This is a genomic window from Microvirga sp. RSM25, from assembly GCF_044784385.1.
In the GTDB taxonomy this organism is placed as follows: domain Bacteria; phylum Pseudomonadota; class Alphaproteobacteria; order Rhizobiales; family Beijerinckiaceae; genus Microvirga; species Microvirga tunisiensis.
The window spans coordinates 3,775,690-3,789,006 of the sequence record NZ_CP173039.1; the positions used below are offsets into that span (position 1 = coordinate 3,775,690).

A 13,317-nucleotide genomic window follows, 5' to 3' on the forward strand; every position below is an offset into this window, starting at 1 on the left:
TCGGATCAATAATGGATCAGCTCTTGGGAGCAGGAATCTGGATCAGCTCGCTCAGCTGCTCCTTCGTCAGCGGAGCGGAAATGTTCTTGAAGGTGACGGCATCCTCCATGAGAGCATCGATGCCCTGGATCTTATCCGGCACGAGCATGGCCTTGGAGAAGAACTCGTCACGGATCCGCTTGGCCAGATCCTCCGAGATATTGTTGAACTGAGCATATTCCTTGATGACCTCTGGCGAGGAGTACATCCAGTCGACCGTCTCACGGTAGGCCTGAATGAAGCGGTCGATCACGTCCTTGCGGCGCTGAAGGGTCTGCACGTTTGTAATCAGGAGGCGGATCGTCTGATCCTTGATCTCGGGTAAGTCATTGCCGCGAGCCACAATCCGGATCTTATTTTGGTCGAGCGCGTCGACACCGAAGGGCGGGGCTGCCCAGCCGACATTGATCTGGCCCGACATGACCTGGGTGAAGGTGCCTGGAGGCCCACCGGTCGCAACAGTCTTCGCCTTCAGATCGTGCTGCTTGATGAGCGCTCGCACGATGGTGTGCGTGGAAGAGCCGTTGGTGGAATACGCAATCGTCGTATCGGCGGCTGCATCCTTGATAGTCTTCAAGGGCGAGTCGGCGCGGACGTACCAGTAATCGGCAGCACCGGTCGTCTGTGCGCCAATGATGCGCACCGGTGCCCCTTTGGCGAAGGCTCCAAACACGCCGCCGGTTCCCGCGGCAACGCCCACATCAACGCTTCCCGAGAGCACGGCCTGCTGGGTCTCGCCTCCCCCTTGGGTATAGAGGATATCGAGTTCGAGCCCATGCTTCTTGAAGATGCCCGCACGCTTTCCAAGCTCTGGCACGGACGTGTCCCAATTTCCGCGCTGTCCCACGGCAAGCTTCACTGTCTCCTGCGCCGCTGATGGCAGGATGCCGAATGCAATCGCCGAAGCGGTTACGGCCGCCATCACCAAAATCTGTCGTCTCTTCATGGCTTTTTCTTCCTCTCAAGCAGGTCGTTTTTGTTTTGAGACGCCCCGGTTGCTGAGGCGGCCGAAGGCGGTGTTAACAACTGCGGCGATCATGAAGACGATGATGAGCATCGCGTACATCTGCGGCATGTTGAACTGTGTATAGCTTTGGATGATCAGGTACCCGAGACCCTGGTTCGACAGCTTCGTCTCCGCCAGGAGGACGCCAATGATGGCGACGCCGAAGCCGAGGCGGATGCCATTGATCATGGGGATCAGCATCGCCGGCAGGTAGATTTTTGTAACCATCTGTGCCGTCGAAGCCCGGAAGCTGCGCCCGACCCGGATAAGCACCTTGTCGATCTGCCTCATGCCCGCCGTCGCACTCAGAGCGACGGGAAAGAAGCAAGACAGGGCGCCCATGGCGATCTTCGAGCCTGAACCAACCCCAAACCACATGATCATGATTGGGAAGAAAATGATCTTCGGCGTCGGGCCTAAATAATAAAGATAGGCCTCATAGGCCCGCGTCATGAAGGCGCTGCCGCCGACAGCGATGCCAACGACGATTCCCGCCGTTCCGCCAATGGTGAGGGCGAAGAATACTTCGAGTGCCGTCACCCAGAGGTTCTGGTAGAAGATCGAGCTAGACAGCAGCTGGATCATGGCCTGCACGATGCGGACGAGCGGCGGCACCACATCCTCGAACAGCAATCCGGAACGAGCCAGTAGCTCCCATGCGGCAAGCAGCGCAAGGATGATGACGATACGAAGGACCGTCACCTGGCTCGAGGCTGCCGTTCTTGTGGCTTGGCGGGTCAGGACGCCGGTCTGAGCCATTTTTCGACCCTCTCCAGTACGAGGAAGAAGCAAACGCTGATTAGGATGACGAAGCAGATGGCCGCGTAGGTGCCCGGCAGGTCGTAGCGCTCAGCCAATTCATTTATGAGTTGGCCCAGGCCACCGAAATTGATCAGGAACTCGACGCCGACCACGTTGATGAGGGCGACGATAAGCCCGAGACGCAAACCGACAAAGATCGTCGGAACGGCTGCCGGGAACTGGACCTTCCAGAATTGCTGGGCTGGCGTCAGGTTGAAGCTGCGGCCGACGTTCAAAAGCGTCGGCCGCACGCCAAGAAGTCCTTCAAGAGTCTTCAGGATCACGGGGGCTAGGCCGGATGCAAACCCCATCATGGCGATCGTCAATGCGCTGCGGCCGAAAATGACGAGAAAGAGCGGGTAGGCCAGCACGAGGGGAGCGGCTGCGAAAGCGGCAATCCAGGTCTCGATCGCCAGGCGAAGGATCCGGCTTCGGTACAGCAGAACACCAAGTGAAACGCCGACAAGAGTGGCAAGGACGCCCGCAATCAATGCCTCCCACATCGTGAGGAGAAAGCGCTGGAGCACGGCCTCTTCCGCAATCACCCGGCCGAAGCTTGCAAGCACGGTCGACGGCAGGGGAACGACGTATACATTGATGGCGCCAATGCGGATGAGAATTTCCACCAGGACGAAAAAGACGATCAATGTGGCGACGCCTGTCAGCTCAGGTCCCAAGCGTCGAGAAAGGCCCTTCGACATTGCCAATCTCCTCTCTTAAGTCTGGGACTCGGCGTCACGCATGCCGCGGCTCGCCTCTTCTCGGAGATCGCCCCAGATCTCCGCGACATAGCGGCCAAAGGCCTCGCTGCTCACCACCTCGGAACTGCGTGGACGCGGCAGGTCGATATCGATAATCCGTTTCACCCGCCCTGGCCGGTAGGTCATCACCACCACTCGGTCGGAGAGCTGAACCGCTTCGGTGATGCTGTGCGTGATAAGCAGCGTGGTCTGCTTTAGCTCCTGCTGAATCTGCAGCACCTTGTCGCCGAGAAGCAGGCGGGTCTGCTCGTCGAGCGCGCCGAAGGGCTCGTCCATGAGCAGGATCTTCGGCTGGAAGGCCAATGTGCGGGCGATCGAGACACGCTGACGCATGCCGCCAGAGAGCTCGGCAGGGTAGCGGCTCTCAAAACCGCGCAGGCCGACCATGTCGATGAAATGCCGCGCCCGCTCGAAGCGCTCCGCTTTCGGAACACCCTGAATTTCTAGGGGGAACGCGACGTTATCGAGCACCGTTCGCCAAGGGAACGTGGATTCCTCCTGGAAGACCATACCGATGGCCGCATGAGGTCCCGAGACCCGCTCGCCGGCGACGGTCACATTGCCTTCGTAGCCTCCGACGAGACCGCCTACGATGTTGAAGAGCGTCGACTTTCCGCATCCTGACGGACCGATGATCGAAACGAACTCGCCTGGTTTGACGCTGAACGACATATGGTCGACAGCAACAAGCGGCCCTTCCGGGGTCTGAAATTGCATGAGAACGTCATTGATGACGAGGGCAGGCTCCACCGGCTGCGCGTCACGCGGAAGGCTCGTCGACATGGTGGCTGGGATCGCGATCATCGTCAGGCGTTCCTTCAAAGAGCTCATTGGCTTGATCGGGTCAAGGCGGCCGTCATGGCTGGCGTGTATCCAGGCTGCACCCGCACATCGACCACCACGACGGATCCTGCTTCGACAGCCTTGATGGCCGCCTCGAAAGTGGACACGAGGTCCTCCGTGCTGTGCACCGGCCCGAATGCGACGGCACCCTGGGCCCGGGCGATACCGGCGACGTCGATCTCGGGATCGGTCATGCGTTGCCCGATCCACTTATTCTCGACAGGGCGACCGCGCATGTGCGCCATCCGCTCCTGATGGACCTCGTCGTTGAAGAAGGATTGGTTGTTGGCGACCACCATCAGGAGGGGGATCCGGTAGTGAACAGCCGTCCAGACAGCAGTGACGCCCATCAGGAAGTCGCCGTCTCCCAGGATGGAAACGGGAAGCCGCCCACTTCCCCGCAGGGCAAGAGCCGCACCGACGGAAATTCCAGGCCCGCCGCCGATGCCGCCGCCCCCATCCGAGCCGACGAAGTCGAGCGGGTGCCGGAATGGCCAGATCGCCCCATTCCACGACAGGGGTAGATGGAGCAGGGAGACATCGCGCGCGCCGCAGGCATGCCTCAGCACCTTGCCCATCTGCTCGACGGCAATCGGCCCCGACGGAAGATCAGATAGTTCCAGAGGATCCGCCTGACGGGCAGCGGTGATCACACCTGACGCGTTCAGGATCTCGAGCATCTCCGGTACAACCGCATCCGGCTCCGCCGCGAGAAAAAGGTCAACCGGCGGCAAGGCTTGATGGTCCATGCTCCAGCCATTGTGGATCTGGTGGTCCACTGACACCTGAATGACAGGAGGCGTCACATTCTCTTCGCCAAAGGCAGCCTTGAGGGTTCCGGAGAGATCCACCCAATCGAGACTGAGGATCACGTCGGCCTCGCGGATGGCCTCAATGGCTTGGGGAACGGCGTAGATGCCGGGTGCGCCGGCATGAAGGAAGTGATCGGTCGGGAACGAAGCCCCGACCTTGAGATCCGTGACCACCCTGGCACCGAGCTGCTCGGACAGCCTGACCCTGTCCTGCCAGGCCTGCTCGTCGCGGGAGACGCGACCGATCAGCATGACCGGTCGTTCGGCCGCACTCAGCATTTCGGCCGCCTCACGCACGAGGCTGCGGGGGGCGGCACTCGCTGCAGCAGGAAGATAGCGGGACGTTTCGATGGGCGGCAGCGGTTCCTCAAGCGCTCCTTCCTGCATCTCCGCATCAAGATTGATGTAAACGGGACCTCTTGGAGCGGTCTGCGTCAGCCAAGCTCCTCGCAGGAGCGCCTCTCGGGCCGCTCCAGCCGAAGCGGGCTGGTCATCCCATTTCACATATGGTCGAACGATCGCTCCCTGGTCACGTGCCGTGTGGATCCAATCAATCCAGGGCCGCCGCTTCGTCGCGTCGACCGGGCCGGTCGCTCCGATGACGACCATCGGCATCCGGTCGCACCAAGCGTTGAAGATCGCCATCGTCGCGTGGAAAAGGCCCACATTGGAGTGGACTGCCGCGGCCATCGGCTTGCCGGTGACCTTCGCGTAACCGTGGGCGATGGCGACCGCATGTTCCTCATGCAGGCAGAGCAGCAGGTTGGGGCGCTGGTTGCCAAGATAATTGACGAGGCTGTCGTGCAAGCCTCGGAAGCTCGCACCCGGATTGATGGCGATGTAGGGAATGTCGAGCGCGCGTAGCGCCTCGGCAACAGCGTCGCTGCCAAACTTGGGACCGCTCACAGGGGTCGGCACAGGCCGCTCCAGGGCGGACGCCGTCGAATAATCGACCGCGTGAGACGCAGCCGTCTTGCTGCCTGCAGAATTCCGCATGCTCGCCAGCTCTCCTTGCTGTTTCCTCTTGGACAGTCGCGTCTATCGAGGCCCTCTTTGCGGGGCGCCGCTTCTGCCTGATGGCCGATAGGATCGTTCGGGAGCTGTCTTGTCCAAAACTTTCTGGCTTGGCCTGTCCAAAGTTTTTTATGCCGGAGCCCTTATGAACGACCTGAGATGGACCGCTTCCACAGTTCCCAGGGACGTTGGATCACTCTGAGATTGACAGCATCGGCCAGCCTGCCCTCCTCCGGGCTAAGCGCCGCAATCGGCCCGCCTTGGCTCAGGATGGTCGCCTGGCTTTGAAGCTTGGCGTTCGTTTCGGTCATTATGGCCCGAAAAACTGCAGCCTCAAGGCTCGGCCCGACCGCGACACTGCCATGTCCTCGCATCAGCACGACAGATTTGTCGCCGAGGGATCGCGCCAGCGCCGCTCCCTTTTGCCAGCTGCCGACCAGCATGTCCGTAGCGCCGAACTCCTCCGCGATGTCGAATACCGGCACGCCCTCCGCCAGAAAAGCGGCGTTGTGATACATCGCGCGCATGGGTGTCTCGACCAGGCCAAAGGGGATCACCGAGGGCGAGTGGCTGTGAACCACGGAGGCGACATCGGCGCGCGCCCGATAGATCGCCCCATGGATGAAGCGCTCCAAGAAGACGCCTCGACCCTGCGGATCGCAGGCCTCGCCATCGAGATTGAATTCCATGATGTCGCCCGCTGTCACGAGCGCCGGCGCAAGCGAGCGCGACATCAGGAACCGATCCGGCGCCGTTGGATGGCGCATTGACACATGTCCAAAGGCATCCAGCACGCCCTGGACCGCGAGGATGCGGCTCGCCGAGGCAACCTCCTCGAAGATAGATGGATCAATGGGACCGCCCGATGCCGGCGGCTCCGAGCCGGACCGCAACGCGTCCGGCGGACCTGCCGCTGCTCCTGTCCAGTAGGAGAAGCCGGCATGGCAGGCGCATCGGATGAGCGGCATGAACTGTTCCTCGAATGCGAGCGGTAGAATGAAGGGGGATCCCATTGGAGGCGAAGCGCCTTATCCATGCCCGAGACCGCGAGCATGTCGAGTCCGACTTATTTCTCAGACCAGGGTAAAGGCTTCATGGACGGCTGACTGCACTGAGCTGACCGATCCGTTTCGACCGAGAGACATGCGGAGGTGACCTGCCAGCTGTGCTCGGAGAGGAGATGCGACAGCGTTTCGCAAAAGCCGGCAAGATTGATCTGCGGTGGTGGCGGTCGTAGGGGATCTTCGGCACGAATAGCCGATCTGCCTGCTATTGTGTCGAATCAACTGAAGGCATTTGCATAGGACCGCCTCATGAAGAAGATCGGCTTTCTCTCATTCGGGCACTGGTCACCCTCACCGCAGTCACAGGCGCGCTCGGCCCGTGATGCCCTCCTCCAATCCATCGACCTTGCCGTGGCAGCCGAGGAGCTTGGCGCGGACGGGGCTTACTACCGCGTCCATCACTTCGCGCGCCAGCTCGCCTCGCCTTTCCCACTGCTGGCGGCGGTCGGCGCGAAGACGAGCCGCATCGAAATCGGCACCGCGGTCATCGACATGCGCTACGAGAACCCTCTCTACATGGCCGAGGATGCGGGTGCTGCCGATCTGATCAGCGGCGGGCGACTCCAGCTCGGCGTCAGCCGTGGCTCGCCTGAGCAGGTGATCGATGGCTGGCGCTATTTCGGCTACGTGCCCCAAGAGGGTGAAACCGACGCCGACATGGGCCGCCGCCACGCAGAAGTGCTCCTGAACGTCCTTAAGGGCGAGGTCTTTGCTGAGCCGAACCCACGCCCGATGTTCCCCAACCCTCCTGGCTTGCTGCGCCTCGAGCCGCATTCGGAGGGCCTGCGCGAGCGCATCTGGTGGGGGTCTGCCTCCAACGCGACTGCGGTGTGGGCCGCGCAGCAGGGCATGAACCTCCAGAGTTCGACCCTGAAGGAGGACGAATCCGGCGAGCCCTTCCACGTCCAGCAGGCCAAGCAAATCCGCCGCTACAGGGAAGCGTGGAAGGACGCGGGGCATGCCCGCAGGCCCCGCGTCTCGGTCTCGCGCTCGATCTTCGCACTCGTGGACGACCGCGACCGGGCCTATTTCGGGCGCGGCAAGGACAACGACCAGATCGGTATCATCGACAACATGCGCGCGATCTTCGGCCGCTCCTACGCCGCAGAGCCGGACAAGCTCGTGGAGGAACTCAAGGCGGACGAGGCGATTGCAGAGGCCGACACGCTGCTTCTGACCGTGCCGAACCAGCTCGGCGTCGATTACAACGCCCATGTCATCGAGGTCATCCTGAAGCATGTCGCTCCGGCGCTGGGCTGGCGATGACGATCGGGTCGTGGATCAAGTCCGCAACCTAATCGGCGCGTTCTTGAGACCGACGCTGGAGGTCTTGAAGAACGGCGGGCGTTTTGCGGGAAAGCAATAATGTCGCCTGCGGGTCAGGCAGTGACGTTCGCCGAATTTTCTGAATGTCTGGTTGGCTGAGGATTGCGGCCCTCCGGCTTAGGTCTCAGGCGTGCCAGGAGAAGACATTCCTGGTGTCCCTCTAGAGCTGACCCTGAACGAGAGGCGCTTGGCTCTGGACGGCTGGCAAAACTTGGTCGGGAGTTCGCAAACCCCACGCCATTTGCGAACTCCGCCACGCGTACATTACGATAGATCTCCGCCTTATGGTGTCAAAATAGTATTATTGTCTGCCATGAATCGTGCTGGCACTCATCTGCGGCGGTAGGTACCGTAATGCGTATATGAGAGCCGAAACGAAAACCGGCCGACTGGGAGCGAGGGTCATTGCGGGATGCTCGCAGACGACCCGGAGGAAACGGACATGGAGCCGGATCTCGAAGTCGTTCAGATAAGGCCTGGCGAGTCATTTTCCGCCTGGTCCCACGGGTATCCCTACCGCACGGTGCGCTGGCACTTTCATCCCGAATACGAACTGCACCAAGTGGCGGCCACCACCGGCAGGTACTTCGTCGGCGATTTCATCGGTGAGTTCAAGCCTGGCAACCTGGTGCTGACAGGACCGAACCTTCCGCACAACTGGGTCAGCGATATCCCAAGGAATGCGAGCGTTCCGCTGCGCTGCCGTATCATCCAGTTCAACGAGGAGTTCATCAGCGGAGCCATGAAGACCTTTCCGGAACTCGCCGCTCTGGCGCCCATGCTGGAATCGTCACGGCGCGGAGTGCTTTTCAACCAAGAGACCAGCCGCCGGCTGACGCCGCTCATGGAAGAGATGATGCATGCCCAGGGTGTGCGCCGCATCGAGCTGTTCATGTTGATCGCCGGCTTGCTGAGCCGGGCACAGGGATCGCGGATGCTGGCCAGCGCCAGCTATCTGCCCGATCCTTCCGGCTACATGTCGGCGGGCATCAACAAGGCGCTTGCCTATCTTCGCGATAATCTGACGCGACCCTTCAATGAGGTTGATCTCGCCACGATAGCGGGCCAGTCAACGAGCGCCTTCTCGCGCGCTTTCCGCCAGCATACCGGCATGTCCTTGGTGCAATATGTGAAGCGGCTGCGCATCAATCTTGCATGCCAAATTCTCATGAGCGACGAGCAGGCTTCGATTACCAGCATCTGTTACGAAGTTGGCTACAACAATCTGTCCAACTTTAACCGGCAGTTCTTGGCCGAGAAGGGTATGACGCCCTCGCGGTTCCGGAGACTTCTGCTCGACAACATCACCACGGATAAGGCGGCAAACGGAGGGCCTCGGGAGGAACGTAACGATTATCAGGAAGATTACGGGAGCGCGCACGCGCGCTCACGAGAGAAAGCGTTTTACTCTGAAATTGGCCATACCAAGGAGCAATACCACAAACGGCCCTAAGCGCCTGGCGTTCTTATCCGCCGACCTTCGCGGGCGAACGCAGCACAATGCCATAGATAATATTCATCAGAGGGAGAAACACGAATGACAAAGTCTTCATGGAAATTCATCGGCTTGGGGGTGCTGGCTCTTTCGCTGCTCGCTGACACGGGCGACGCCATGGCCCAAAATGCGAAGGTTTCCAATGCCACTGTCGCATTCCTCATGCCCGACCAAGCCTCCACCCGCTACGAGGAGCACGACTACCCCGGCTTTAAGGCCGAGATGGAAAAGCTCTGCCCGACCTGCAAGGTGCTGTACCAGAATGCGGACGCCAACGTGTCGCGCCAGCAGCAGCAATTCAACTCCGCGATCTCGCAGGGCGCGAAAGTGATTGTGATCGATCCGGTCGACTCGGCCGCTGCCGCCTCGCTGGTCAAGCAGGCGCAGAGCCAGGGCATCAAGGTGATCGCGTATGACCGGCCAGTGCCCGATGCCAAGGCCGACTTCTACGTCTCGTTCGACAATGAAGCGATTGGCAAGGCGATAGCGGATTCGCTGGTGCAGCATCTGAAGGCCTCCAACGTGACTGCCGCCAGCGGAACGGGTGTTCTGCAGATCAACGGCTCGCCGACGGACGCCGCAGCCGGTCTCATCAAGAAGGGCATCCATGCCGGGCTCGACAGCAGTGGATATCCGATCCTGGCGGAATTCGACACGCCGGAATGGGCACCGCCAAAGGCCCAGCAATGGGCAAGCGGACAGATCACCCGCTTCGGCAAGAACATCCTGGGTGTCGTAGCGGCCAATGACGGCACCGCCGGCGGCGCGATTGCTGCCTTCAAGGCAGCTGGGGTCAATCCGGTTCCGACGGTCACCGGCAACGACGCGACGATCGCGGCGCTGCAGCTCATCATCGCCGGTGACCAGTACAACACGATCTCCAAGCCAAGTGAGATCGTGGCCGCGGCAGCGGCCAACGTGGCGATCCAGTTCCTGGCGGGTGAAACGCCGAAGGCGGAGACGACGCTCTTCAACACGTCCTCGCGGCTGTTTGTCCCGGCAGTGATCACGGCCCAGAACCTTAAGGCCGAGATCATTGACAAGAAGATCAACACGGCCGAACAGCTCTGCGGCGGCCGCTACGCCGAAGGCTGCAAGAAGCTGGGCATCAACTAGCCGGCAAAGTCCGGTCCGGCCGCCTTCCCGCGGCCGGACACTCTCATGGCGTCGGACGGATGCCTTCTGGGTAGGCCACATGATGGACACCAATCAACAGCAAAGCGATGGGCGCGAACGGGTGCTCGGCCTGCGCGGTATCTCGAAGAATTTCGGCGCTGTATCCGCCTTGACCGACATCGATCTGGACGTGCACGCCGGCGAAGTGGTGGCGCTGGTCGGCGACAACGGTGCCGGTAAATCCACGCTCGTCAAGATACTGGCCGGGGTGCACCAGCCGAGTTCCGGGTCGATCACCTTCCGCGGCAACCCGGTGACGCTCGACGACCCGAGCACCGCTCTCCGCCTCGGCATCGCGACCGTGTTTCAAGATCTCGCCCTGTGCGAGAACCTCGATGTGGTCGCCAACATTTTCCTCGGTAAGGAACTCAGCCCGTTCCGGCTCGACGAAGTGTCCATGGAGGTTAAGGCCTGGACCCTGCTCAACGAGTTGTCCGCACGCCTTCCCAGCGTGCGCGAACCGGTCGCATCGCTTTCCGGCGGGCAACGCCAGACCGTGGCCATTGCGCGCTCGCTGCTGCTTGAACCGAAGCTCATTCTCCTCGACGAGCCGACCGCTGCCCTTGGTGTCGCCCAGACGGCCGAGGTGCTGGATCTGATTGAGCGCGTGCGCGACCGCGGTCTCGGCGTGATCATGATCAGCCACAATATGGAAGACGTGCGTGCCGTCGCGGATCGCGTCGTCGTGCTCAGGCTCGGCAGGAACAACGGCGTCTTCGATCCCGACGCATCCAACCAGGAACTGGTCAGCGCCATCACCGGCGCTTCCAACAATTCGGTTTCGCGCCGCGCCAGCCGGCGCCAGGCTCAGAGCGTGCAGACCCGCGCGCCACAAGGGCAAGCACCAGAGGCACGCCGATGACCAAGAGCGTGGAACAGAACTCGCCGGTTGCTCCGATGCTCGACCGCAGGGATGAGCGCGTCAAGCATGCCCAGGGGATCGGCGGCGCAATCCGTGCCTTCCTGGACAGGGTCCGATCGGGCGACCTGGGCTCGCTTCCTGTCGTGGTCGGCCTAGTGATTATCTGGACGGTCTTTCAGAGTCTCAACCCGGTATTTCTGGCGCCGAACAATCTCGTCAATCTGCTGTTCGACTGCTCGACGGTCGGAGTGATCGCACTGGGCGTCGTCTGCATTCTGATCGTGGGCGAGATCGATCTGTCGGTCGGCTCTGTCAGCGGCTTCGCGTCGGCGCTCGTCGGCGTACTGTGGGTGAACCAAGGTTGGCCGGTCGCTGTCGCGATCATCGCTGCACTCGCGTTCGGCGCCCTGATCGGCGCAATCTACGCTTTCCTGTTCAACCACTTCGGCATGCCGAGTTTCGTATCAACGCTGGCGGGCCTTTTGTCCATTCTCGGCCTGCAGCTTTATCTCCTCGGCTCGACCGGCTCGATCAATCTTCCCTACGACTCGCCGCTGGTCAATTTCGGCCAGATGCTCGTCATGCCGGACATCGTCGCCTACATCCTTGCGGCGCTCCCCGGCATCGTCTTTTTCGTGCTGGAGTTCCGAACCGCGGCCCGTCGACGTCAGGCCGGGCTGTCCTCGCCGTTTCTGGGCAGCCTTCTTCTACGCGCCGTCTTCGTTACAGTCGTCCTGGAGTTCATCGTCTATTATCTGAACCTCGACCGCGGCATACCATGGATGTTCGGCCTGTTCGTCGGGCTCGTGGTGGCGATGAATTATGCGCTGACGCGCACCAAGTGGGGCCGCTCGATGATTGCGGTGGGCGGCAACCGCGAGGCCGCGCGCCGGGCGGGTATTAATGTCCGCTATATCTATACGACGGCTTTCATGCTGTGTTCCGCACTTGCTGCCACTGGCGGCATTCTGTCCGCCGCGCGCTTGGCCTCCGCCAGTCAGCAAGCCGGGACCGGTGACGTCAATCTCAACGCCATTGCGGCTGCCGTCATCGGCGGAACGAGCCTGTTCGGGGGGCGTGGCAGCGCCTATTCGGCACTGCTCGGCATCATCGTCATTCAATCGATCGCCAGTGGCCTGACGCTGCTCGATCTCTCCTCATCGCTTCGGTACATGATCACCGGCGCCGTGCTGGCTATCGCGGTCATCGTCGACTCGCTGGCACGCCGTTCGCGCGTATCCCACGGCCGGGCTTGAGCCGATTCAAACAAGAGAGAAAGCTATGGGCGCACAATTATCCGGGAAGGCCGCTGCAATCACCGGAGCGGCATCTGGCATCGGGCTCGAATGCGCCAGGCTTCTGCTGTCCGAGGGCGCACGTGTCGTGCTTGTCGATCGCGACGAGGGAGCATTGAAGACCGTCTGCGCGGACCTCGGCCCCCAGGCGATCCCCTTGAAGATCGACGTCACCGATCCGGAGAGCGTCACCCGCATGATGCCGCAGATCCTGGAGCAAACCGGACAGCTTGACATCTTTCACGCGAATGCCGGTTCCTACATTGGCGGCGAGATCCTGAACGGCGATCCCGATGCCTGGGACCGCATGCTCAACCTCAACATCAATGCCGTCTTCCGGTCTGTCCATGCCGTGCTGCCGCACATGGTGGAGCGTAAGACCGGCGATATCATCGTCACCAGCTCGATCGCTGGTCTCGTTCCAGTGGTCTGGGAGCCGATCTACACGGCCTCCAAGCATGCCGTGCAGGCCTTCGTGCATACGGTCCGGCGACAGGTCTCGAAACACGGGCTGCGCGTCGGCGCCGTAGCCCCAGGCCCGGTGGTCACCGCCTTGATCAAGGATTGGCCCAAGGAAAAGCTCGAGGAAGAATTGGCGGCGGGAGGCCTGTTGCAGCCCACGGAAGTCGCCGAAGCCGTTCTGTTCATGCTGACGAGACCGAGAAATGTCACCATTCGCGACCTCGTCATCCTGCCGCAAAGCAATGACTTGTAACATCCGTCGGATGCGCCACCTGCGACCTCTCTGGATGCCACTGAATGTCTGAACAATCACGGCAAGCCACTTTCTCGGCATCGGCACCGGCAGCGCACGCGCTGGAAT

At 61.3% G+C, this 13,317-nt stretch carries 11 protein-coding genes and 1 pseudogene; 6 read left to right on the top strand and 6 right to left on the bottom strand.

The genetic code is table 11. The features are described 5' to 3' along the window. Positions 1–16: 16 nt before the first annotated feature. The 6 genes from ACD578_RS18025 to ACD578_RS18050 all read right to left on the bottom strand — a co-directional run bounded on the left by ACD578_RS18025 (position 17) and on the right by ACD578_RS18050 (position 6,244). On the bottom strand, positions 17–985 hold the full coding sequence (locus ACD578_RS18025; RefSeq protein WP_404287168.1) for an ABC transporter substrate-binding protein: 969 nt from the start codon (positions 983–985) through the stop codon (positions 17–19). A gap of 15 nt (positions 986–1,000) precedes the next feature. Continuing rightward, the gene (locus ACD578_RS18030) at positions 1,001–1,804 is read right to left on the bottom strand and encodes an ABC transporter permease (protein ID WP_404287170.1); all 804 of its coding nucleotides are present in this window, start codon (positions 1,802–1,804) and stop codon (positions 1,001–1,003) included. Further along, positions 1,783–2,547, bottom strand: a complete 765-nt coding sequence (locus ACD578_RS18035) for an ABC transporter permease (RefSeq protein WP_404287172.1) — start codon at positions 2,545–2,547, stop codon at positions 1,783–1,785. The genes ACD578_RS18030 and ACD578_RS18035 overlap by 22 nt, the downstream gene beginning before the upstream one ends. Before the next feature lie 15 nt (positions 2,548–2,562). Then, entirely contained in the window at positions 2,563–3,390 is an 828-nt protein-coding gene (locus ACD578_RS18040; protein WP_404293938.1) for an ABC transporter ATP-binding protein, read from the bottom strand. Between the two features lie 44 nt (positions 3,391–3,434). Next, positions 3,435–5,258, bottom strand: a complete 1,824-nt coding sequence (locus ACD578_RS18045; RefSeq protein ID WP_404287174.1) for a thiamine pyrophosphate-binding protein — start codon at positions 5,256–5,258, stop codon at positions 3,435–3,437. Between the two features lie 161 nt (positions 5,259–5,419). After that, positions 5,420–6,244, bottom strand: a complete 825-nt coding sequence (locus ACD578_RS18050; protein ID WP_404287176.1) for a class II aldolase/adducin family protein — start codon at positions 6,242–6,244, stop codon at positions 5,420–5,422. Between the two features lie 345 nt (positions 6,245–6,589). On the opposite strand from ACD578_RS18050, the gene ACD578_RS18055 reads away from it, so the two are divergent. The 6 genes and pseudogenes from ACD578_RS18055 (at position 6,590) to ACD578_RS18080 (ending at position 13,209) form a co-directional block, all read left to right on the top strand. Then, positions 6,590–7,606, top strand: a complete 1,017-nt coding sequence (locus tag ACD578_RS18055; protein ID WP_404287178.1) for an LLM class flavin-dependent oxidoreductase — start codon at positions 6,590–6,592, stop codon at positions 7,604–7,606. A gap of 502 nt (positions 7,607–8,108) precedes the next feature. Beyond that, a pseudogene (locus ACD578_RS18060) lies at positions 8,109–8,990 on the top strand (helix-turn-helix domain-containing protein); the annotation flags it as partial. Positions 8,991–9,203: 213 nt separating this feature from the next. Continuing rightward, positions 9,204–10,277 (top strand): sugar ABC transporter substrate-binding protein, encoded by a 1,074-nt coding sequence (locus tag ACD578_RS18065; protein WP_404287180.1) that lies wholly within the window; start codon positions 9,204–9,206, stop codon positions 10,275–10,277. 79 nt (positions 10,278–10,356) lie between these two features. Next, positions 10,357–11,199: an ATP-binding cassette domain-containing protein gene (locus ACD578_RS18070; protein WP_404287182.1), complete on the top strand. Its 843-nt coding sequence runs from the start codon at positions 10,357–10,359 to the stop codon at positions 11,197–11,199. Continuing rightward, positions 11,196–12,455, top strand: a complete 1,260-nt coding sequence (locus ACD578_RS18075; protein ID WP_404287184.1) for a sugar ABC transporter permease — start codon at positions 11,196–11,198, stop codon at positions 12,453–12,455. Before ACD578_RS18070 ends, ACD578_RS18075 begins: the two co-directional genes overlap by 4 nt. Positions 12,456–12,480: 25 nt before the next feature. Beyond that, complete coding sequence (locus ACD578_RS18080; RefSeq protein WP_404287186.1) at positions 12,481–13,209, top strand: SDR family oxidoreductase; 729 nt, start codon at positions 12,481–12,483, stop codon at positions 13,207–13,209. The last annotated feature ends 108 nt before the right edge of the window (positions 13,210–13,317 follow it).